Origin of the sequence: Synechococcus sp. C9, assembly GCF_022984075.1 — a bacterium.
In the GTDB taxonomy this organism is placed as follows: Bacteria; Cyanobacteriota; Cyanobacteriia; order Gloeomargaritales; family Gloeomargaritaceae; genus Gloeomargarita.
Genome location: NZ_JALAAD010000001.1, coordinates 516,671 through 538,264, shown reverse-complemented (window position 1 = coordinate 538,264; position 21,594 = coordinate 516,671). Strand labels below are relative to the sequence as shown.

General features: G+C 50.6%; 19 protein-coding genes. 6 read left to right on the top strand and 13 right to left on the bottom strand.

Annotated elements, in window-relative coordinates; genetic code table 11:
• Nucleotides 1-217: 217 nt before the first annotated feature.
• The 13 genes from MLD66_RS02645 to MLD66_RS02585 form a co-directional block, all read right to left on the bottom strand.
• Nucleotides 218-1,957, bottom strand: a complete 1,740-nt coding sequence (locus tag MLD66_RS02645) for a diflavin flavoprotein (protein ID WP_247215394.1) — start codon at nucleotides 1,955-1,957, stop codon at nucleotides 218-220.
• Between the two features lie 112 nt (nucleotides 1,958-2,069).
• The gene (locus tag MLD66_RS02640; RefSeq protein WP_247215393.1) at nucleotides 2,070-3,092 is read right to left on the bottom strand and encodes a DUF3445 domain-containing protein; all 1,023 of its coding nucleotides are present in this window, start codon (nucleotides 3,090-3,092) and stop codon (nucleotides 2,070-2,072) included.
• Between the two features lie 64 nt (nucleotides 3,093-3,156).
• Nucleotides 3,157-3,825, bottom strand: a complete 669-nt coding sequence (locus MLD66_RS02635; protein ID WP_247215392.1) for a Uma2 family endonuclease — start codon at nucleotides 3,823-3,825, stop codon at nucleotides 3,157-3,159.
• Nucleotides 3,826-3,829: 4 nt separating this feature from the next.
• Nucleotides 3,830-4,540, bottom strand: a complete 711-nt coding sequence (locus MLD66_RS02630; protein WP_247215391.1) for a Uma2 family endonuclease — start codon at nucleotides 4,538-4,540, stop codon at nucleotides 3,830-3,832.
• Between the two features lie 4 nt (nucleotides 4,541-4,544).
• A complete protein-coding gene (locus MLD66_RS02625; RefSeq protein WP_247215390.1) occupies nucleotides 4,545-5,276 on the bottom strand; it encodes a Uma2 family endonuclease in 732 nt (243 codons plus the stop codon).
• Nucleotides 5,277-5,280: 4 nt separating this feature from the next.
• Nucleotides 5,281-5,970, bottom strand: a complete 690-nt coding sequence (locus MLD66_RS02620) for a Uma2 family endonuclease (RefSeq protein ID WP_247215389.1) — start codon at nucleotides 5,968-5,970, stop codon at nucleotides 5,281-5,283.
• 4 nt (nucleotides 5,971-5,974) lie between these two features.
• Nucleotides 5,975-6,622: a Uma2 family endonuclease gene (locus tag MLD66_RS02615; protein ID WP_247215388.1), complete on the bottom strand. Its 648-nt coding sequence runs from the start codon at nucleotides 6,620-6,622 to the stop codon at nucleotides 5,975-5,977.
• Nucleotides 6,623-6,626: 4 nt separating this feature from the next.
• Nucleotides 6,627-7,337 carry a Uma2 family endonuclease gene (locus MLD66_RS02610; protein WP_247215387.1) on the bottom strand — a complete coding sequence of 237 codons (711 nt, stop codon included), beginning with the start codon at nucleotides 7,335-7,337 and terminating at the stop codon, nucleotides 6,627-6,629.
• 235 nt (nucleotides 7,338-7,572) lie between these two features.
• Nucleotides 7,573-7,875, bottom strand: coding sequence for a 4a-hydroxytetrahydrobiopterin dehydratase (locus tag MLD66_RS02605; protein WP_247215386.1), 303 nt, complete (start codon nucleotides 7,873-7,875; stop codon nucleotides 7,573-7,575).
• Nucleotides 7,876-7,925: 50 nt separating this feature from the next.
• Nucleotides 7,926-8,342, bottom strand: a complete 417-nt coding sequence (locus MLD66_RS02600; RefSeq protein ID WP_247215385.1) for a pentapeptide repeat-containing protein — start codon at nucleotides 8,340-8,342, stop codon at nucleotides 7,926-7,928.
• A 239-nt stretch (nucleotides 8,343-8,581) separates the two neighbouring features.
• Nucleotides 8,582-9,664: a PIN/TRAM domain-containing protein gene (locus tag MLD66_RS02595; protein WP_247215384.1), complete on the bottom strand. Its 1,083-nt coding sequence runs from the start codon at nucleotides 9,662-9,664 to the stop codon at nucleotides 8,582-8,584.
• Nucleotides 9,665-9,692: 28 nt separating this feature from the next.
• Complete coding sequence (locus tag MLD66_RS02590) at nucleotides 9,693-11,210, bottom strand: bifunctional pantoate--beta-alanine ligase/(d)CMP kinase (RefSeq protein WP_247215383.1); 1,518 nt, start codon at nucleotides 11,208-11,210, stop codon at nucleotides 9,693-9,695.
• A 1-nt stretch (nucleotide 11,211) separates the two neighbouring features.
• A complete protein-coding gene (locus MLD66_RS02585; protein ID WP_247215382.1) occupies nucleotides 11,212-12,108 on the bottom strand; it encodes a septal ring lytic transglycosylase RlpA family protein in 897 nt (298 codons plus the stop codon).
• A gap of 168 nt (nucleotides 12,109-12,276) precedes the next feature.
• On the opposite strand from MLD66_RS02585, the gene purM reads away from it, so the two are divergent.
• The 6 genes from purM (at nucleotide 12,277) to MLD66_RS02555 (ending at nucleotide 21,567) form a co-directional block, all read left to right on the top strand.
• On the top strand, nucleotides 12,277-13,314 hold the full coding sequence (purM, locus tag MLD66_RS02580) for a phosphoribosylformylglycinamidine cyclo-ligase (RefSeq protein WP_247215381.1): 1,038 nt from the start codon (nucleotides 12,277-12,279) through the stop codon (nucleotides 13,312-13,314).
• Nucleotides 13,307-13,639 (top strand): gp58-like family protein, encoded by a 333-nt coding sequence (locus MLD66_RS02575; protein WP_247215380.1) that lies wholly within the window; start codon nucleotides 13,307-13,309, stop codon nucleotides 13,637-13,639. Before purM ends, MLD66_RS02575 begins: the two co-directional genes overlap by 8 nt.
• 317 nt (nucleotides 13,640-13,956) lie before the next feature.
• Entirely contained in the window at nucleotides 13,957-15,345 is a 1,389-nt protein-coding gene (locus MLD66_RS02570; protein ID WP_247215379.1) for a TldD/PmbA family protein, read from the top strand.
• Nucleotides 15,323-16,762, top strand: a complete 1,440-nt coding sequence (locus MLD66_RS02565; protein ID WP_247215378.1) for an FAD-dependent oxidoreductase — start codon at nucleotides 15,323-15,325, stop codon at nucleotides 16,760-16,762. The genes MLD66_RS02570 and MLD66_RS02565 overlap by 23 nt, the downstream gene beginning before the upstream one ends.
• Before the next feature lie 475 nt (nucleotides 16,763-17,237).
• Nucleotides 17,238-18,302: a VWA domain-containing protein gene (locus tag MLD66_RS02560; RefSeq protein ID WP_247215377.1), complete on the top strand. Its 1,065-nt coding sequence runs from the start codon at nucleotides 17,238-17,240 to the stop codon at nucleotides 18,300-18,302.
• 88 nt (nucleotides 18,303-18,390) lie between these two features.
• Entirely contained in the window at nucleotides 18,391-21,567 is a 3,177-nt protein-coding gene (locus MLD66_RS02555; RefSeq protein WP_247215376.1) for a tubulin-like doman-containing protein, read from the top strand.
• Nucleotides 21,568-21,594: the final 27 nt, after the last annotated feature.

The following is a 21,594-nucleotide window of genomic DNA, read 5'->3' as shown; positions in this document are numbered from 1 at the left end:
TTACTATAAGTTTTGACAACTTCCGGGCGAGAACTTTAGCCGCATTCTCTGATTAGAAAAAATTATCACCCTAAATCCAGGAGCGCCAAGAATTTTGTGTTGGTTAATCGAGTAGGATTATGGGCACTTCTAAAAATGGGTCGCAGGGGCACCGCCCCCGTCTTGGTTCTCCAGCATTTTTTGTTGGTTAATCAAGTAGGATTGCCATAGTAATAATTTAGTAATGATTCCCGGATTTGCGGTGATGTACGGCGGTTAACCCGGAGGCATTCAGGACTTTCCCCTCATCAACAGTGGCATAAATCAGCCAGTGATCCCCACATTCCATCCGTTGTGCCACTTGACAATGTAAGTATGACAGGGCATCGGTCAAAATCGGGCAACCATCATCGGTCAGGCGGGTCGCCACCCCAGCAAACCGGTCTTCCCCGGGGGCAAAGGGTTTCAAAAAATGGCGGGGCAGGGGGCTACCTTCAGGCAAGATATTCAACACAAACCGGTCACCAACGTGGAGCAGGGATTCCACCGCCCGGTCCTTGGCAACGGCGACGGTGATCCCCGGCGGATTGAACGTGGCCTGGGAAACCCAACTGGCGAGCATGGCACTGGTCAATTCCCCCCGGCGGGCGGCCAAAATACACAGCGGTCCCACCACCCGTCCCATCGCCTGTTCGGTGCGGGCGGCTTGGGCATCCGTCGGACGAGCCACCTGCTTGCGTTGCTTTTGCCGTAGGGCTTGGGCAAAATCCGTGCCCGTTTGTTCACAGGTCTGCAAATCCGCATCCGTAGGCGTGAATTTCACCCGGATCGGCTCAAACCCCAGGGAAAACCCCGCATCCCTCAGCCGGTTTGCCAGCAAATCCACCGCTTCCCCACTCCAGCCGTAGGAGCCAAACACCCCCATCACCACCGTCCGGGGCGCATGATCCACCACAATTCCCAGAGCGGTTTGGATTTGGGTGGGCGCATGACCCCCCAGGGTTGGGGAACCCAGGATCACCCCCTGGGCCGTGCTAATCACCTGGCGAATTTCCTCCGGGCTGGCAGTTTCACAGTTGAGGGATTCCACCCGCACCCCCGCCTTGGTCAACCCCCGCCCAATCGCCTGCGCCAGGGTCGCCGTATTCCCGTAGGCGGAAGCATAGAGCAAAGCCACCATCAGGTCATAGCCACTTTGCCGCTCGCACCAGCGGTAATAACTGCGGGTCAATTCCGGCAGATGGTAGCGCACCAGGGAACCATGCCCATTCGCATAACAGGTGCTTGCCCAACGCCCCAACCGTTCCAGAACCTGCTCCACCTGGCGGACTTGGGGGGCATGGATACAGTCAAAGTAATACTGATAATCTTCTTTGAGTGCCGCCCAGCCCTCGTCAAACACCTGGTCGCTACAACGATGGGCACTGAAAAATTTGCCGCTAAACAGGATGCCGGTTCGGGGGTCAAAGGTGGCAAGACCAGTGGGAAAGCGGGGGGTAGGGGTGGGGACAAACTCCAATTGATGCCCCAAGCCCAAATCCAGGGTTTCTTCCCCCCGGATAATCTGGGTCTGGAGCGGCTGTTGGGCGGTCAATTCCGGGGCACGTTGGGCGAATAGGGAGCGCAGGGTTTGCTCCCCCGGATTGGAGCAGATAAAGGTAATGTGGGGTGCTTTTTGCCACAGTTGCACCAGGGTCACTACCCGATTGGGGTTAATATGCCCCAGGATCACATAGTCCAGTTGGTCAAAAGCCACATGGCGGCTCAATTCCGTTAAAAATAATTCCGCAAAGGTCTCCCCCGGCGGGTCAATCAGGGCGATTTTTTCCCCGTGAATCAAATAACTATTCGCCGTCGTCCCCCGCTCCAGGGCGTATTCCATCTCAAAACGCAATCTCTGCCAACTCCGGGAACGTAACGCCAGGGTATCCGTAGCGATGGGCACGGTTTGCACGTCACGGGGGGGATGCTGAACCATTTTTGACTGCCGGAATAACTTTCTTTATTGTGCGGCATGGATTGCTCAATTGGAAGAAAATTTGGGGCAAAATGATCATGAATTATGCTTATGGGAGGCATCATTTCTGCTTTTATCCAGGACTGCCCAACCAAGCCAGAATTTCTGCTTTTTGATCCGCCAGACCTTTATATTCCAAAGATGCGGGTGACATGGATTGAATCGCCGACTGGAGGAGGGCAGATTGGGTTGGGTTTTGCTTCAGCACTGCCACATCCTGAAAATAGGTGCGAATGGTGAACAAAGCCGCATTAACCGCTGGAAACCCCCAAATCACCTGCCGTTCCACCCGTAGGTACAACCGGGGGTCATGGGGATGAAAATTGCGCCCCTGCCATCGTTGGGGATCAACGTGGGGCGGGGATTCCGGGTGATGGTTCAGCCGGGTATCCGTACTCAACCCCCAGGCAAAGCGCACCATCGGCGGCTGGGTAATCATCGTTTGCACGAGGGCACCCCCCCGGCGATTCATGGCGGTCATCCCGGCAACAGGGGCATGGATTTGGGCAAATTCCCGACCAATTTTCGCCTGTACTGCCCAATGGTTCGGAAAACAGGCATGAATGGCACTCACCCAATGCCGTTCCCCCCTTTGAATGACCACAGTTATATCCTCTTGAACTTGATGGGCAAGGGCATCCAAAGCCGAACGATAGGGGGGAAGTTCTAGGGTTAAACCAGTTGTCGTTTTTAAGTGATAATTAGCGTCAAAATATAGGATTTCGCCGGTTAATTGATTATGAAATATCCAGCCATCTGATTGTACATTGATCTGAAAATATTGGGGATATTCTTTGGCTAAATGTTCAAGGATAAATTTAGCAATCACCTGCTCAACTTCCGGGGTAAAATTCTGGGTTTGATAATATTTTTCTAGGCATTCCCGGCGAGCTAATTGTTTCATTTGGTAGTAATGGCTGAAATTCCCATCAATGTGAAATACCCGTTGATCCCAGACTCCTTGACCTAAATCAGTGCCGAATTTAATTAACCCTGGTTTGACCTCATACCGTCCCCTTTCCATCGGGAAATAGCGGGGTGCATCCGGCAATTGGTCAACCGGTAATGCCTGCACCAAGTAATCGCAATTATTCATCAGGGCACTTTTCAAATACTATCGGGATAAATGAGCTTGCGACTGTGGGTGAATGTCATCGCTCTCAACCTCCAATTTCATCAGGATTAATTCCCTGACTGCGTAGATACGCCGCTAATCGTTCCGCCCGTTGCCGTTCTAGGAGTAATTCTTGCTGAGTTTGTTCTAATTCCTGTGCCAATTCCACTGTGGTTTTGAACCGTTCCCCATTGGGATAATACACCAGAAATTCATCATCGGTTAATTCAAATCGGATGCCCAAACGGGGACTCACCCACCCATTCATTTCCTCAATCACCCTCAACCGATTCCCTACTCTTTGATAACCACTTAATTCATTCAATTGGGGGTCATAAATATAGTATTCTTCCACCCCATACTGCTCATAAAATTCCAATTTCTTTGCCATCTCTGCCAATCGGTTTCCTGGTGATAATATCTCAAATACCACTTGCGGTGCAATCCCATTTTCTTCCCACTGCCGATAGGAACCCCGCTCCCCCTTGGGACGGTTAAACACCACCATTACATCCGGGGCAACCCGTATCTCTGGATGTCCTTCCACCGGATACCACAGCAAATCACCCCCCACAAACACATCCAAATTATCCCGAAATAGACATTCCAAATTCTCTTTGAATAAAACAATCCAACGAAATTGCAGGGTATTATCTGCCATCGGTTGACCATCACTATCGGGATAAATGAGCTTGCGACTGGGAGTTAATGTCATCGCCCTAACCTCCAATTTCATCAGGATTAATGCCTTGACTGCGTAAATACGCCGCTAACCGTTCCGCCCGTTGTCGTTCTTGTTCTGCTCGCGCTGTTTCTTGGTTCGCCCGTTCCCGTTCTAGGAGTAATTCCTGGTGAGTTTGTTCTAATTCCTGTGCCAATTCCACTGTGGATTTGAACCGCTCCCCATTGGGATAATACACCAGCAATTCATCATCAGTTAATGCAAATCGAATGCCCAAACGAGGACTCACCCACCCATTCATTTCCTCAATTACTCTCAACCGATTCCCTACTCGTTGATAACCACTTAATTCATTCAATTGCGGGTCATAAATATAGTATTCTTCCACCCCATACTGCTCATAAAATTCCAATTTCTTTGCCATCTCTGCCAACCGATTTCCCGGTGATAATATCTCAAATACGACTTGTGGTGCTATCCCATTTTCTTCCCACTGCCGATAGGAACCCCGCTCCCCCTTGGGACGATGAAACACCACCATTACATCCGGGGCAACCCGTATCTCTGGATGTCCTTCCACCGGATACCACAGCAAATCACCCCCCACAAACACATCCAAATTATCCCGAAATAGACATTCCAAATTCTCTTTGAATAAGACAATCCAACGAAATTGCAGGGTATTATCTGCCATCGGTTGACCATCACTATCGGGATAAATGAGCTTGCGACTGGGAGTTAATGTCATCGCCCTAACCTCCAATTTCATCAGGATTAATGCCTTGACTGCGTAAATACGCCGCTAACCGTTCCGCCCGCTGTCGTTCTAAGAGTAATTCCTGCTCTTTTTGTTCTAATTGTTGATAAGTTTGTTCTAGTACTTGTTCTTTTTGGATCAACTCTTGCTGAGTCTGTTCTAATTCCTGTGCCAATTCCACTGTAGTTTTGAACTGCTCCCCATTGGGATAATACACCAGCAATTCATCATTGGTTAATTCAAATCGGATGCCCAAACGGGGACTCACCCACCCATTCATCTCCTCAATCACCCTCAACCGATTCCCCACTCTTTGATAACCACTTAATTCATTCAATTGGGGGTCATAAATATAGTATTCTTCCACCCCATACTGCTCATAAAATTCTAATTTCTTTGCCATCTCTGCCAACCGATTTCCCGGTGATAATATCTCAAATACCACTTGTGGTGCTATCCCATTTTCTTCCCACTGCCGATAGGAACCCCGCTCTCCCTTGGGACGGTTAAACACCACCATGACATCCGGGGCAACCCGTATCTCTGGATGTCCTTCCACCGGATACCACAGCAAATCACCCCCCACAAATACATCCAAATTATCCCGAAATAGACATTCCAAATTCTCTTTGAATAAGACAATCCAACGAAATTGCAGGGTATTATCTGCCATCGGTTGACCATCACTATCAGGATAAATGAGCTTGCGACTGGGAGTTAATGTCATCGCCCTAACCTCCAATTTCATCAGGATTAATGCCTTGACTGCGTAAATACGCCGCTAACCGTTCCGCCCGTTGCCGTTCTAAGAGTAATTCCTGCTCTTTTTGTGCTAATTGTTGATGAGTTTGTTCTAATTCCTGCGCCAATTCCACTGTAGTTTTGAACCGCTCCCCATTGGGATAATACACCAGCAATTCATCATCAGTTAATTCAAATCGGATGCCCAAACGGGGACTCACCCACCCATTCATCTCCTCAATCACCCTCAACCGATTCCCCACTCTTTGATAACCACTTAATTCATTCAATTGGGGGTCATAAATATAGTATTCTTCCACCCCATACTGCTCATAAAATTCTAATTTCTTTGCCATCTCTGCCAACCGATTTCCCGGTGATAATATCTCAAATACCACTTGTGGTGCTATCCCATTTTCTTCCCACTGCCGATAGGAACCCCGCTCTCCCTTGGGACGGTTAAACACCACCATGACATCCGGGGCAACCCGTATCTCTGGATGTCCTTCCACCGGATACCACAGCAAATCACCCCCCACAAATACATCCAAATTATCCCGAAATAGACATTCCAAATTCTCTTTGAATAAGACAATCCAACGAAATTGCAGGGTATTATCTGCCATCGGTTGACCATCACTATCGGGATAAATGAGCTTGCGACTGGGAGTTAATGTCATTGCCCTAACCTCCAATTTCATCAGGATTAATGCCTTGACTGCGTAAATATGCTGCTAATCGTTCCGCCCGCTGTCGTTCTCGTTCTAATTCCTGCGCCAATTCCACTGTGGTCTTGAACCGTTCGCCATTGGGATAATACACCAGCAATTCATCATCAGTTAATGCAAATCGGATGCCCAACCGGGGACTCACCCACCCATTCATCTCCTCAATTACTCTCAACCGATTCCCTACTCTTTGATAACCACTTAATTCATTCAATTGGGGGTCATAAATATAGTATTCTTCCACCCCATACTGCTCGTAAAATTCCAATTTCTTTGCCATCTCTGCCAATCGGTTTCCCGGTGATAATATCTCAAATACCACTTGCGGTGCTATCCCATTTTCTTCCCATTGCCGATAGGAACCCCGCTCCCCCTTGGGACGATGAAACACCACCATGACATCCGGGGCAACCCGTATCTCTGGATGTCCTTCCACCGGATACCACAGCAAATCACCCCCCACAAATACATCCAAATTATCCCGAAATAGACATTCCAAATTCTCTTTGAATAAGACAATCCAACGAAATTGCAGGGTATTATCCGCCATCGGTTGACCATCACTATCAGGATAAATGAGCTTGCGACTGGGAGTTAATGTCATCGCCCTAACCTCCAATTTCATCAGGATTAATGCCTTGACTGCGTAAATATGCCGCTAACCGTTCCGCCCGTTGCCGTTCTAAGAGTAATTCCTGCTCTTTTTGTGCTAATTGTTGATGAGTTTGTTCCAACACTTGTTCTTTTTGAATTAACTCCTGCGCTAATTCATCAGGGGTGAGCAACTTTTCCCCGTTATCCAAACGATACAAATCTAAACGCCCCATACCCGGTTGCAAACGCAAACCCAACACTTCACTCACAGGATTCTTGATAGAACGATATACGCCATCTTCATCCAAGCGATAACCCTGCAATTGCCCCTCAATCCACTCCCCCAACGGGTCAAATAACCAATACTCCCTGACCCCAATTTGTTCATACAACCTTTTCTTAAATCCCCAATCCATCTCCCTCGTCCCTTCCGAGGTGACTTCCATAATCATTCCCGGTGCTTGACCCTCTTCCCAAAGTTTGTAACTGCGGCGCATTCCCGGTTCTATCCCAAAGACTACCATCACATCCGGGGCAACCCTCGCCCTAGGATTTCCCTCAATGTAATAGAAAAATTGGTCAGCAAACACCACCGCCCGTTCCCCTAAATACCGGCTCAGCATACTTAATAGACTTAAGATCACCCACACATGGGTTTGGGTCTCTGCCAAAGGTTCTCCATCGCTATCGGGATAAATTACCGCCTTTGCCTCGGCTGTAGTCATAGGTTGTATCCATTAAAGCTCCTATTGACTACTATAGCGATCTCACCCGTTAGTGCCCCGGCGACTGCTAATTTATAATACTTTGTAATTGCTAGAACTGCTCTATAGAAATCTATAAAAAATTCCTTTTATTGAACGTTTGTGCAATAGGGAAATAATCTTCCAGTGGTGGCAGTAAATAGAGATGTCCTTAATTTTTAATTTATGACTTAATTACTTGGAAATTGATTAGTGATCACGGCGCACTCAATAACCCCTGAATTGCCTGTGCTAAATCTAAATCCAACTGAGTCAATCCACCCGCATCATGGGTGGTCAACAATAGGGTTACTCGATTGTAGATAATCGTTATCTCAGGATGATGCCCCAACCGTTCCGCCGGTGCTATCAACTGATTCACGAATGCCATCGCCTGCACAAAATCAGGAAATGTGGTAGTCAGGATTAGGGTTTGCCCCCGTCGTTCCCAGCGTGGTAAATCGGTCAGGGCTTGATCCACCACAGAGGCAGGGAGGAGGGGCGGCGGTAAGGCACACACCCCCCCAGGCAAGAGTAATATCAATAATCCAACCAACCATCGCCAAACCATTAACGGGGGGCAGGGATGCTCCTCAGGGTAGATTTGCCACCAAACTCCCCAGGTTGACGCCGTTCCAAATCCGTTCCCCGCAGGTTTGCCCCTTCCAAATTTGCGCCCCGCAGGTCGGCATCATCCAACTTGGCGTAGCTCAGGTTCGCCCCTCGCAAATCCGCATTCCGCAAATCCGTACCGCTCAAATCCGCCCCAGTCAAGTCCGCTCCCCGCAGGTTGGCACGGGTCAAATCCGCCCCCTGGAGATTGGCATTACCTAATTTTGCGCCCCGCAGGTCCGCCCCCCGCAGGTCACAGTTGGCACAGGCTTTGGAACTCAACAATTGCCGTACCTGGGACGCATCCTCGGCTCCCACGGGGAGAGCAACCAAACCAGTGATGACCACCGCTGCCCACAGATTGAGGGATTTCATGGTTATACTCCAAAAAAAGACAGCCTACACAAGCATTCCTATTGTGGCGGCAATCCGACCCCAACGGTGTGATCTCCATCGCTTTGATGTGAGTAGTACTCTCAGGTGATCTGAATCGCCCATGATCTGTGGGAATCAGAACCAACGTGGAGCGGTGCCCTCAAATTTTTTATTGCCCAATTATGATTCTCATTATGAAAAGTTACTTACAATTTAAGTTAATACAAATTACCCCAAATTCACGTTTTCAAGGATGCCTTGGGGCGCGCAAAAATCATCCGCCCCGCCGAAGTTTGCAATGCTCCCGTCACCACCACCGGCAATTCATCCCCAATGTATGCCCGCCCTTGCTCCACCACCACCATCGTGCCATCGTCCAAATAACCCACCCCCTGACTGGGTTCCTTCCCTTCCTTGAGAATTTTTAGGTCTAAAGTATCCCCCGGCAAGTACAACGCCCGCAGTGCCTGTGCTAATTCATTGATATTGAGAACCGTCACATTTTGCACCGAAGCCACTTGATTTAACCCATAATCATTGGTGAGTAACATGGCATTCAGTTCCTGCGCCAATCGCACCAATTTGGCATCCACCGTATCCAAATCCGGGTAATCCGCACTGTGAATGACCAATCGCTGGGGATAATTTTGTTGCAAACGCTTTAATAACTCTAACCCCTTGCGCCCCCGACTGCGCCGTTGGTCATTGCTGCTATCCGCCAGGGTTTGCAGTTCCGCCAACACGAACCGAGGAATAATTAATTGTCCCTCCAAAAATTGGGTTGCCAAAATCGCCTCGATGCGCCCATCAATAATCACACTACTGTCGAGCAATTTACTCGCCGCCGGGCGTAAGGTCCCCTCCGCCAAGAGCATCGGCTGTACCGTATTGGGACTCAACAGCCGCAGTAGGGCAGTCCCGTGAATATCCGCCGCCGTCACCCCCACATAACTCAGGGAAAGGCTAGTCACAACAGCGGCCAAGGGTTTTAGCCATTCCAACCCCACCGGAATGGGCAGGATAAATAGGGGAGCCAGGAGCAAATTCGCCAAAAGTAACCCTACCACCAGACCCACCGCCCGGGTCAAAATCACCTCAATCGGCCACTGGCGCAGGCGTTGTTCCAAGCGTCGGTAGGCTCCCTGGAGGATCACCCCCGCCGGTAATCCCAAAATCAATGCCGCAAAGCCACTAATGACCCAGCGTAAACCCGCCAAGTTACTCACCGGCATGAGTGTTTCCGGGGGTAAAAGCTCCACACTCCGAAACCCCAAGGCTCCGGCGACCAAAATTAACGAGCCGATAATGATAATATCCAGCATTGCGCCCAGGCCTGTGGCTTGAATTTTATTATAACCCCGCCCCTGTCTGGTTCCGAGTATGCCACACCCGCACAATTTGCTCCACCACCCCCGCCACGTCCAAGCCATCGGAATCAATCACCACCGCATCGGCCGCTTGTCGCAAGGGGGACACCTGCCGCTGACTGTCCTGGGCATCCCGCTCCTGAATCGCCTGGGCAATGGCCGCCACGTCCACATCCCCGACCCCCTGTTGCTGGAGTTCCCGCCACCGCCGTTGGGCCCGCTCCTGCACCGAAGCGGTTAAAAAAATCTTGAGGTCCGCATCGGGAAAAACCGTTGTGCCAATGTCCCGCCCCTCCACCACAATGCCCCCCCGCTGACCGTACCGCCGCTGTATCCCCAACAAAATTTGCCGTACCGCCGGTTGCGCCGCCACCTGGGACACCGCCTGGGTGACAGCTGGAGTGCGAATGATATTCGTACAATCCTCCCCGGCTAAAAATACCCGCAAATCCGGTTGCCAGCGTAATTCCACCTGCGCCTGCGCCGCCACTTCCGCCACCCCCACCGCATCCGTAAGGGGCACCCCGGAACGCAAAACCGCCCAGGTCACCGCCCGGTACAACGCCCCCGTATCCAAATAGGTCAACCCCAACCGTTGCGCCACCAACCGGGACACGGTGGATTTTCCCGCCCCGGCTGGCCCGTCAATGGCCACCACTGGTAAGCGGCATTTGAGCAGGACATTATCAATCAACCGCACCTCCCCTAAAAACACCGCCACCGCCAATAGACCTACTGTTTCAATCGCATCCAATGGTTGCAAGGTGTCGGGATGCACGAGTTCAATGTACTGAATTTTTATATCCGCTTCCTGAGCCAATTCCTGCCGTACCGCCGCCATTAGAACCGCCGCCTGCCGTTCCCCCTGCTGAAACTGGCGTTCCGCCCCCTGCAAGCCCCGATAAATTGCCCCTGCCCGGTGCCGCTGTGCGGGGTTGAGGTAACGATTCCGGGAACTGAGGGCCAAACCATCCGCTTCCCGTACGGTGGGGATCACCCGCACCTGCACCCCCAAGCGTAAATCCTGGATCACCCGTCGCAGTACCGCCACCTGTTGGGCATCTTTTTGCCCCAAATACAGGGTATGCGGTCGGATAATTTGTAATAATAATGTCACAATGGTTGCCACCCCGGTAAAATGTCCCGGTCGGTGCACCGCACAGAGGGTTTGGGTCAGGGTCGCCGGGGGTACCACCTGGGTGAGGGGAACAGACCCCAGCAATTCTTCGGTAGTGGGGGCAAAGAGAATATCCACTCCCAAGGCTTCACACAGCGCCTGATCCGCCGCCAGCGTGCGAGGATACTGGGCAAAATCCTCCTGGGGGGCAAATTGCAACGGGTTGACAAAAATGCTCACCACCACCAGCCGATGGGCCTGGCGAGCCGCCCGGATCAGGGCCTCATGCCCTGCGTGCAATGCCCCCATCGTGGGGACAAATCCCCGATCATTTTGATCAGCCAGGGCGGTTTGCAACCCCGCCAAGGTTCGGATCAGACGCACCTCAGGGGCCCAGAACCTCCAGTCGCACGGGGGCTGTCCCCATCTGAATCAACCCCAACGCCTGGGCGGCACCGGTGGAAATGTCAATCTCCCGCCCCGGAATGTGGGGTCCCCGGTCGTTGATCCGCACCACCACCGCCTGTCCATTGCGTAAATTGGTGACCCGCACCTGGGTGCCAAAGGGTAAGGTTCGATGGGCCGCTGTCAATCCTTGGGGGTTAAACGGTTCCCCGCTGGCGGTTCGTTGCCCTTGAAATCCCGGCCCATACCAGGAAGCCCACCCCTGCAACACCGAGCGCACCGAACCCACCGCCGCCGTCACCACCCGTTGGGCCAGGGAGGGGGGCATCGTCCCAGGGGTGACCGCCGTTAACGGGGGTGCATTCCCCAAACGTAACCGCAGACGATTGGTCATTTGTAGGGCATTTTGCACCGGGTCATTGGTGGCTCCGTCAAACGTGACCGTATTGTCAAAACGGAGCAACCGCTCATTTTTGTACTGCAACCACAGCTCTTGGGAGGCGGTTTGCACCACCTGTAAATCCTTGGCATCCCACCGTTGTTGGGTGAGACGATTTAACCGGGCGGCGAATTGGGTCGCCGGTACCAGGGGGTCGCCTTCCACCTGGACATTGGCCATCTTGCTCCCCGTCGTCACCCCCGAGCTTCGCCCCAGGAACGTCAGCATCGGTAAATCCCGGATGAATAGGGTCGCTGCCGGTTGACCTTCCAGGCGATGGGGGCGCACCAACACCAGGGGAGCGGGAGCCTGGGCACGTTCCCCCACTTTTAACACCTCGGCTCTCACCGGACGGGCGGGAACCAACACCGATGTCCCCACGACTAAAGAAATAAGATTTGCGGCTCCCACACCGATTATTCTCAGGGTGTTTCGCATCACTCAATCCTCACAACATCAAGACATTCATAATCCAAACGCCCCAAAAATGTGGAACGGGTTATTCCTGGGAAGGGCACTTGTGTGGCACAGTGGGAAGCAGGGTTGGCATGACTGCGACCCCCACAGACTGTAACAGATTATCACGAATTTTCACAAGCCTAGGGGATGGACTACCAACAAGCAGGGGTGAATTTGGCGGCGGCACGGGCGTTTGTGGCAGGGATTCGACCGGGGATTGCCCAGACCCGCACGCCGGGGGTGTTGGGGGACATCGGCGGCTTTGGGGGCTATTTCCAACTGCCTGCGGGGTACCAAGAGCCGGTGTTGGTGGCGGGCACCGATGGGGTGGGCACCAAATTAAAACTGGCACAAATCCTCAACCGGCACGATACCATCGGCATTGATTTGGTGGCAATGTGTGTGAACGATGTATTAACGAGCAACGCCAAGCCCCTGTTTTTTCTGGACTATGTGGCGACCGGGGTACTGGATGGGGAAACCTTAACGACGGTTATCCAGGGCATCACGGCGGGTTGTGTGCAGAGCGGCTGTGCCCTGTTGGGGGGGGAGACGGCGGAAATGCCAGGGTTTTACGCAGCGGGGGTGTATGATTTGGCGGGGTTTTGTGTGGGGGTGGTGGAGCGGCGGGAATTGCTCGATGGTTCCCAGGTGCGGATTGGGGATGTGGCGGTGGGATTAGCGAGCAGTGGGGTGCATAGCAACGGCTACAGTTTAGTCCGCAAAATTTTAGATACCTTGGCACCAGACCCGATGCAAATGAGCCAACTTTTGGCACAAACCCCTAGAGAATTGGGCGGCAAAACTTTGGGGGAAGTTTTATTAACCCCCACAACCATTTATGTCCCGGCGGTGAATGCCCTGCGGGCGCAAGGGATAGAAATTCATGGGATGGCGCACATTACGGGGGGGGGATTGCCGGAAAATTTACCCCGCTGTTTAGGGGCGGATCAACAGATTGACATTCAATGGCGAAATTGGCAGTGGCCGGGCATTTTTCAATGGTTAGCTGAACAGGGAAATGTCAGTGAAATGGCGATGCGGGAAACGTTTAATTTAGGAATTGGCTATGGAATGATTGTGCCCCCGGTGCAGGTGGAACGGGCACAGCAGGTGTTGGCTGAACTGGGGATAAAAAGTTATATCATTGGAGAAGTCACGCCCACCGGTCAATCCCATGAATAGTCCTTCGGAACCAACCCTGGCGGATGTTTTACAAGAATTGCGGGGTCTGCGGCAAGATGTGAGCGAATTGAAACAGGATGTGGATGGTCTGAAACGGGACGTGGATGACTTGAAACAGGATGTGGACGACTTAAAACGGGAAGTGGATGGTCTGAAACAGGAACTCAATGCCGAAGTGAAGCGCTGGGATGAACGCTATTACCAACTTTCTAAAGATACGTTGGGGTTTGCCCGCTATGTCATCGTTTCTGGGGTGATTGTGGCGATTTTGGCTCCCGTATTGCGCTTTGGACTGGAGCAGTTTCTCATCGCCTTTCGGTCTTAATTTTCGTTCCCATTCATCCCTGTTAATTTAATAATTAATAAGGACACCTCTATAGCAATCCTACTTGATTGGCATTAGCTTGCGTGCCGTAGGCATACAAAAATTTTTCAGAACCAAAGACGGGGGCAGTACCCCTGCGACCCCCTGTTTCATTCCCATTTAGGATTGCTATGTATTATCTGTACGCATTGCAGGTTATGTCGCTAGAATGCCTATATTAATGGCTACGCCACGCAGGCTATCGAGAACCAAAACGGCGGCTGCGACCCATTTTTGCTCATAATAAATAAACTAATAAATACAATGATGTTCCATCTATGACGCATCTACCGGACTATCGCTCCCTGCTCGCTGACACCCTGGCACAGTACCAAGGGCAGGTGGATTTTTTGAGTATTCGGTTGGAAACCATTCAAAGCACGGATATGGTTCTGCGGAATCGGCGCATCGAAGCCCTGGGGGAACGGGTAGCGATTGGCGGGCAGGTGCGGGCGTGTCACCGGGGGGGCTGGGGGTTTACCAGTTTTGATGCCCTGGACACTTTGGCGGAACAAGTGCAGTACGCCATTGCGGCGGCTAAGGCGGTAGGGACGGAGGTGACCCAGCTTGCTCCCGTTGCCCCTGTGCAGGCGACCTGCCGGACTGAGATCACCGGCATTGACCCGCAACGTGTGCCCCTGGCGGAGAAAAAAGCCCTCTGTGCCCATTACCAGGAGGTACTGCATTCCGTGTCGGACAAAATTACCACCACGACGGTGCGCTATGGGGATGCGGCGCATCGGGTGCTGTTGGCGACTTCGGAGGGGACGTGGATTGACCAGTCCTGGGTGGATATGGAAATGCGGTTTAGTGCGACGGCGACGGGGGAGGGGATGGTGCAAGTGGGGCGGGAGACGACGGGTTCTCGCCGGGATTATGGGGATTTGCTGGGGTTGGATGCCCAGGTGCGGGGGGCGGCGGAACGGGCGGTGCGGGCGTTGTCCTTGCCCAAGGTGGCGGGCGGGGTGTACCGGGTGGTGATTGACCCGATTTTGACTGGGTTGTTTGTGCATGAGGCGTTCGGTCATCTGTCGGAGGCGGATATGCTCTACGAAAATCCCGATATGTTGGAGGTGATGAGCCTGGGGCGGCGGTTTGGGCCACCGGAGTTGCAGATTTGGGACGGGGCGGCGGTGCCGGGGCATCGGGGGAGTTATGCCTATGATGACGAGGGGGTGCCCGCTGGCATGACTCAATTAATTACGGATGGGGTGCTGACGGGGCGGTTACATTCCCGGGAGACGGCGGGGAAATTGGGGGAACCACCAACGGGCAATGCTCGCTGTTTGAATTACCATTACTCGCCGTTGGTGCGGATGACCAATACTTGGATTGCCCCGGGGACGGCTTCCCTGGCGGATTTGTTGGCGGGGTTGGGGGAGGGGATTTACGCCCGCAATTGGTTGGGGGGGATGACCAACGGGGAAATGTTTACGTTTACGGCGGGGGAGGCGTGGCGGGTGCGGCGGGGGGAATTGGCGGAGCCGGTGCGGGATGTCACCCTGACGGGCAATGTGTTCCAAACCCTGGCGCAGATCGAGGGGATTGGCAAGGATTTGGCTTGGGATGAATCGGGCGGCTGTGGCAAGGGGGGGCAAAACGGTCTGCCGGTGGGGTGTGGCGGGCCCAGTTTGCTGATTCGGGATGTGGTCATCGGCGGGGATTAGAATTTTCACCCTCGGGTTATGTCTGGGGTTGCTGGGGTGGGTCTGGCAACAACAACCCCGTTCCCATCCGGAACTGCCCGTGACCCCGGTGGATGTGCTGGTCTATGGGGACGAACCGGCGGGGGTGGCGGCGGCGATCCAGGCGGGACGGGGACTACAGGGCAATGGCTCGGTGCTGTTGGTGCGCCCCCAACCGGAATGGGCGTGGGTGGGCGGGGTGTGGACCCGGGGTGGGTTGGCCTACCTGGACCGGAATCAGATGCGGGGCCATCCCCCTGCCTGTGGGTTTTATCAGGAGCTGTTAACGGCTTCCCAGGTGGAACGGATTGCCGCCAACCCAGGGGCGATGGATTGGGCGATGCGCACCTTGCTCCAGGAGGCGGGGGTGGAATTACTGCACCAAACCCAGTTAACGCCCCAGGTGCAAGGCCAGCGGGTGGTGCGGTTAACCCATGCCCAGGGGCAGTTCCAGGCGGCGGTGGTCATTGATGCCAGCCCGGAGGCGGAACTGGCGCAAAAGGCGGGATTGCGCTACGAAAAGGGGTTTGCTGGGGTGGGGTTGCCGGGGGTGACCTTGGCGGTCTCACCGGTGTTTGAACTGGCACCCCTCAGTTTGGCTCAGTTGGCGGCCATTGAGGCACGGATTTTACAGAATCCCCTGTTGATGCAGGAATTACGCCAGCAAATCCGGCGGGAGAATACCCCAGCGGATGCGGACTTTTTGCTCCGCAATTTCCACGTGCCGATGCAGGTGCAGGGGGATTATGCGGACATCTACAGCACAGCGCTGGGGGCGGCCTACCATCGGTTTCGGGGGATGCCCTTGCGCCTGGGGTCGCCCGTTTTTTTGGATCGGGGGAATGTGGCGGCAATTGGCTCGGAGCGTCTGTCCTTTAATGGCTTACTGTTCCAACTGCCCACTCGCGAGGTGGAACACTTAATCCGCAACCATCGCCAGCCCACGCCCTTCATGCTCCAGGAGTTGCGCCATCTGCAAACCTGGTTCCGACGGTTCCCGGAAGCGCAGCAGGTGGAGGTGTTCCCGCCTTTGGAAATTTATGTGCGGCATTTGGTCACCATAACGGAAGTCCTGGCCCCCCTGGATGTGGAGCAAATCCTGGCCGGGGGGGTGCCGCCGGGGGAGGCGATTGGGGAATTTCGCTATGCCTTTGACGCCCGGGGTGGGATTCCCGGTTGGCCGCATCCTTTGCCCCCTACGGTCACCTTTCGCTATGGGGTGGGCAGTTCCCTGACACGACTGGAGAATTTTGCGGTCATTGGCGGGGCGGCGGGATTTCCGGGCTTGGCGGCCACCGTCGGGCGCATTGAGGAACGGAAAGTCTGCACGGGTGCCTACTTGGGTAAATTGGCAGCTCAAGCGGTCTATAACCAACAACCGCTCAGCGGACGTAGGTAATTTTTATATTTTTTTATTTATATAGCTATCCTACTTGATTAACGTTATAGCTAAGCATACAAAGGTTGACATGATATGGGTCGCTGGGCGTAGCCCCACATTGGTTTCCCAGAATCTTAAGGCGACAACCTTAACCTACCTAGCTATAGCTTGTGTGCCGTAGGCATACAGAAATTTTCCAGAACCATACACCGCAGGTGCTTCTTTTATGGGGGCGGTGCCCCTGCGACCCCTGTTCCATTCTTATTTAGGATTACTGTATAGCAATCTTACTTGATTTACAAACAAAAATTTTCCAGAACCAAGGACAAGGGCAGTGCTCCTGCGACCGATATTCTAAATTCATAAATTCATTTAGAACTGCTATGGTAGTAAACGGAGTGGCGTTACCCTTACCTTAACAATTACTCTTTGCACCCATCAGAATTAGTGTCTACAATTGCAGGCAGTCGGACTCAATACTTACACGCATCGCATGACTGCCCTAACTGTTCCTGGGAACCGTTCCCTTTCCCCCTTACAACAGACTGCTTTAGGCTGGATTGCACGTTGGGGTGGACGAGACGTAGTTTTAGCTATTGACTTAACGGAAAGTGTTGGACTGAACGATCCAGGACGCTTACACCTGAGACAAATTGTTGAGAAAAGTCTTGTCAAGGGCGATACATTACATATTATCTCTTTTGCGACCACAACACAAAAACCAGTTTCTTTCGATTACAAAGGGGTAAATGACATCCCTCAAATCCTGCAAGCCATTCCCCAAAACCCTGGGACAGAGCAAGGAACTGATATTCAATGTGCTGAACTCTACGTCTATCGGTATCTTGCCCAACAGAATCAAAACCGGTTACAGGCGCAATCCCCCATCAAAGCCCAGTCGGTGATTTGGTTGACAGATGCACCTCTGAACCTTCCTCAGGGTGAAGCTAATCAATGGGTTGAGGCTCCGACGAGTTCCTGTGGTCTAAAGGACAGTCCTACAGCCATAGAGCGAACCAAGTGGATGGAAGCCTTACCCATGACCCAAAGGAGCATTCAGCCCGGTAACTTCCGGCTTACAGTCGTGGACATTCAACCCACTCTCCAGGAGTTTTGTACCCCAAAGCCAGGTGGTGGTGAAGTTTGCTTAGTCAATAGCTATTTGTGGGGACAACTTTGGTGGCAAATTCTACTAGGAAGCTTTCTGGGACTTGCAGTTCTAGGTGGCAGTTCTTGGAGCTTAATGCATTGGTTACGCCGAAAAATCCCCTGGAAAATAACATTACAAATCAATGATCAGGACTACACCTTTGCTCTCAAACATGGTCAAAAAATTGGCTTAGGTGGTTCAGTTCCAGGGACATTCTATTATGTAGATTTACCTGGTTCACAAGCAGTTGGTTATCTTGAGCGTTGCAACCAGACCCTAAAAATCTATGCACTCACTCCTGATCTTAGGTATAATGGGACTCACTTAGTCAATCCTCTTAGGATAAGTAAGAAGAATCGGTTTGTAACACTTGATTACAAAACTGTGACCATTAGTATATTGGTTTGAGTGATGTAACCGATTGTGTACTGCTACTCTACACCTATTGTGTTTGCCCCCGATTCACTGCGTTAAGTTATAGAAGGAGGAAATTTTAATGGTTTCTACAGAATTTTCCAGCCAGCGTGACAGAGAGAAAGCACGGAACATTACACCGACAATATGCGTGGGTCTAGGAGGAACCGGACGGGAAGTTTTGATTCGAGTGCGAAGAATTATTGTTGAAGAATTTGGTTCGCTTGATCAGTTACCAATTATTAGTTTTGTACAAATTGATACAGACCGCAGTCCCACAATTCCTGACCATCGTGGACAATCTATTGCGTTTAAGCCTCCTGAGGAAGTACATATTCGTGTATCTACCAGTGAAGTAAATGAGTTTAAGGAAAACTACAATCGATACCAAACTGATCCCAACATCAACAATCCTGATAGGAATATTCTGGAGTGGTTTCCTGGCGAATTGGTAAGGAATTTGAATACTATTGAGCACGGAGCAGGAGCAGTACGGGCAGTAGGTCGTTTTGCACTCTTCAAAAATTATGAAAAAATTAGGGGGGCACTGAATTTAGCCTATGGTCAGGTTGTTGGTGCTAATCATGCATCCCTAATTGCTCGTGGCATTGAAGTGAGACCTGGTCTGAGAGTTTTTGTGGCTGGTTCTTTGTGTGGAGGAACGGGCAGTGGCATTTTTTTGGACATTGCATACATACTCCGGCAAATGTTTGCAGAAAATGCCCCTGATCTTGAAACACATGCCTACTTTGTTATTAGTGCCGACCTTTATGGGGATCATGATGTCGTTAAGGCTAATTGCTACGCAGCTCTAAAGGAGTTAGATTACTACACTCGCAAAGGCACAAATTTTGACGCTCAGTACCCAAATAGTCTGCCGCTAAGTGAGTCTCGACCTCCCTATGATTATGTTTACTTAATCTCTAACTCAACCCCTAGCCATAAGTTTGTTATTCCTCCTACTGATCCGAATGCCAAAGGTAAAATCTTTAATACTATTGCCCAAAAAATTTGTATGTTTGTTACAAGTAATGTTCTGGCTGACGCTGCTATTTCTGCACGTGATAATTTACGCACTATTGACGCTGCCGAAGAGTATGATAAGCATCCACGTCCAAACCGGCAACGTTACATGACTGCTGGACTGGCTAGTATTTATTTTCCTCAAGATAAAATTTGTAAACTAGCTAGTAATAAAATTAAGCTTGATGTTCTCCAATTTTGGAAAACTGGGTTGGTTCAAGCCCCGACAATCACTCAAATGCAAACAGTTTATTTCAGACAGGCTGGTTGGGAAACCGAGAACCTAAAACAAGTATTGGAAAACCGGCTTAAAGAAGTTCAAATTGATGGGCAAACAGTCGGTAGTAAACTAAGGTCATGGTTTGAGGTACAGCAACAACATATTCGCCAGGCTGAATCTAGTGCAGATTGCGATACGTTGAAAATGGAGTTACTTGGAAGATTCAGGGATTTGTTAAATAACCTGCGGCTTTCAGAAAAAACCACTGAACGAGGAACTTGGCTTACTGTAATAGTTGAACAAACTCCGGAATTAGTTAGGAGTATAGAGGAAAGCATTAACAATTTTTTGGAAAAAATTCTACAGCCGGATCATCAATTTTTCTGTGTCGATAACGCCCTAATCTGGCTCCATGCGATGAAAACCAACCTGGAACAAATTCGTATTGCAAAAGAACCTGATCGACCTGAGAATGTTGACGAAGAGCTTGAGAAAATTATTGATCAAATGCAGAGGGAGGTGCAAATTATACAAAGCCGCTGGTGGCCCTTTGGGAAAGTGCGAGGAATTCAGAGTAGTTTTCAGGTGGCAGTGCGTCAAGTTCGGAACTTAGCAGAACAAAACTACCAGTGGCAACTAACCCGTCAAGTAAACTTGGCAGTAGAGCAATTGATTGAGTTTATCAGTCACAAAATTAGGGATATGAGCCAACTTAAGGACTCTATTCAAAGGGCTATCCTAGAATTTGAGGAATTGGGGAGAAGACTAGAAGAATTGAATGTAGAAGAGAGGATTGGTACGGCAATTATTAGTCCTGAGGATATCAACAATGTCATTACTAATACGTTAGGTAGGACTACGGCGGAGCACCGTGTTAAGTTAGGTCAAATTTCTACGCACATAATTGAAAACGTAGCGAGAGATAAATCTAATCCTAGCTTATATGATTCTAACTTTTATGGTTCTAACTTTGAGGAAATTTCTAGGGCAATTAATCAAGTGGTTGATAAGTCTATTTCAGATGTTGCAGACACCCTTAGAGGATCAGCTATTGAGCGGTTTATCAAAAAGGGAACTAATGATCAGTTAAGAGCTTATCTGGATGTTCTCAGGAATCAGTCGGAGCCTCTTCTCCCATTGAATCTTACAGACGGTCACTTTAGCGATGGAGGTAACAAGCTAACAATGTTCATTGCCTATCATCAGCCCCCTGGAAATGATCCTAATGTAGAGCAGTTTGAGAATTTACTGAGAGAAATGGGAATTCAAGCGAATGCCCAGATTGTTAACTTACCAGATTCCGAAAAACATCAAATTATTTTTATGACTGAGTATGCTGGCTTTCCACTACGGATAATTAATGGTCTAAACAATATCAAAATCGCATACAACAATCGCGCAGAAAGAGGAGAATTCTTGTTGCACACCCGCAGAACAGGTCAAAGTAGTGACCACAACAGACCAGCCCTATTCTTTACAGATATTTTACCTGTAGCCCCTGAAATTATTCAAAGAATTAGAGAGTTATTCTGTAAATGCCTAGGTCTCGGAATCCTCCAATTGAGAGGTGATGATGTACTCTGGCTTAGAGACTCTAGTGAACCTATGTTTTTAGGGTCAGACTGGTTATTTATAATTGATAAGCTCAGTGAGGTGGCATGGCAAGCACAACAACAACGTACTCAATATAAAACACCTGTGGATTTTATGAATCGGAAGCTAGAGGAAAAAATTGATCATCTAAGGCATAATCCGCAAAAGTGGTATGGTGAATACCGTCCTCGAATTGAAACCCTGATTAACGAGATGCGTGCTTATCCTTCTGAGCACATAAACTTTTCCTTGGTAAAAATCTTTGCAGGTACGACTATTGAAAACCTAGGATCGAGGGCTCATAGAGGTATTCTTGAAGAATTAATTGACGAAATAGATAGCCTTGTAGAACCACATAATCAATCAGTTTTATCTGGTGATCAAGCAGTTTTGCCTGTACCTGTGGAAGAAAATAATGGATAATCTGATAAGTTTAATTACCGAATATAT

Bases quoted from the DNA above. Each gene is read 5' to 3' on its own strand.
- MLD66_RS02645 (WP_247215394.1), bottom strand. From the start codon at position 1,957: ATGGTTCAGCATCCCCCCCGTGACGTGCAAACCGTGCCCATCGCTACG.
- MLD66_RS02635 (WP_247215392.1), bottom strand. From the start codon at position 3,825: ATGACATTAACTCCCAGTCGCAAGCTCATTTATCCCGATAGTGATGGT.
- MLD66_RS02600 (WP_247215385.1), bottom strand. From the start codon at position 8,342: ATGAAATCCCTCAATCTGTGGGCAGCGGTGGTCATCACTGGTTTGGTT.
- MLD66_RS02640 (WP_247215393.1), bottom strand. From the start codon at position 3,092: ATGAATAATTGCGATTACTTGGTGCAGGCATTACCGGTTGACCAATTG.
- MLD66_RS02570 (WP_247215379.1), top strand. From the start codon at position 13,957: ATGACGCATCTACCGGACTATCGCTCCCTGCTCGCTGACACCCTGGCA.
- MLD66_RS02595 (WP_247215384.1), bottom strand. From the start codon at position 9,664: ATGCTGGATATTATCATTATCGGCTCGTTAATTTTGGTCGCCGGAGCC.
- purM (WP_247215381.1), top strand. From the start codon at position 12,277: ATGGACTACCAACAAGCAGGGGTGAATTTGGCGGCGGCACGGGCGTTT.
- MLD66_RS02620 (WP_247215389.1), bottom strand. From the start codon at position 5,970: ATGACATTAACTCCCAGTCGCAAGCTCATTTATCCCGATAGTGATGGT.
- MLD66_RS02565 (WP_247215378.1), top strand. From the start codon at position 15,323: ATGTGGTCATCGGCGGGGATTAGAATTTTCACCCTCGGGTTATGTCTG.
- MLD66_RS02575 (WP_247215380.1), top strand. From the start codon at position 13,307: ATGAATAGTCCTTCGGAACCAACCCTGGCGGATGTTTTACAAGAATTG.
- MLD66_RS02560 (WP_247215377.1), top strand. From the start codon at position 17,238: ATGACTGCCCTAACTGTTCCTGGGAACCGTTCCCTTTCCCCCTTACAA.
- MLD66_RS02630 (WP_247215391.1), bottom strand. From the start codon at position 4,540: ATGACATTAACTCCCAGTCGCAAGCTCATTTATCCCGATAGTGATGGT.
- MLD66_RS02615 (WP_247215388.1), bottom strand. From the start codon at position 6,622: ATGACATTAACTCCCAGTCGCAAGCTCATTTATCCTGATAGTGATGGT.
- MLD66_RS02555 (WP_247215376.1), top strand. From the start codon at position 18,391: ATGGTTTCTACAGAATTTTCCAGCCAGCGTGACAGAGAGAAAGCACGG.
- MLD66_RS02610 (WP_247215387.1), bottom strand. From the start codon at position 7,337: ATGACTACAGCCGAGGCAAAGGCGGTAATTTATCCCGATAGCGATGGA.
- MLD66_RS02585 (WP_247215382.1), bottom strand. From the start codon at position 12,108: ATGCGAAACACCCTGAGAATAATCGGTGTGGGAGCCGCAAATCTTATT.
- MLD66_RS02625 (WP_247215390.1), bottom strand. From the start codon at position 5,276: ATGACATTAACTCCCAGTCGCAAGCTCATTTATCCTGATAGTGATGGT.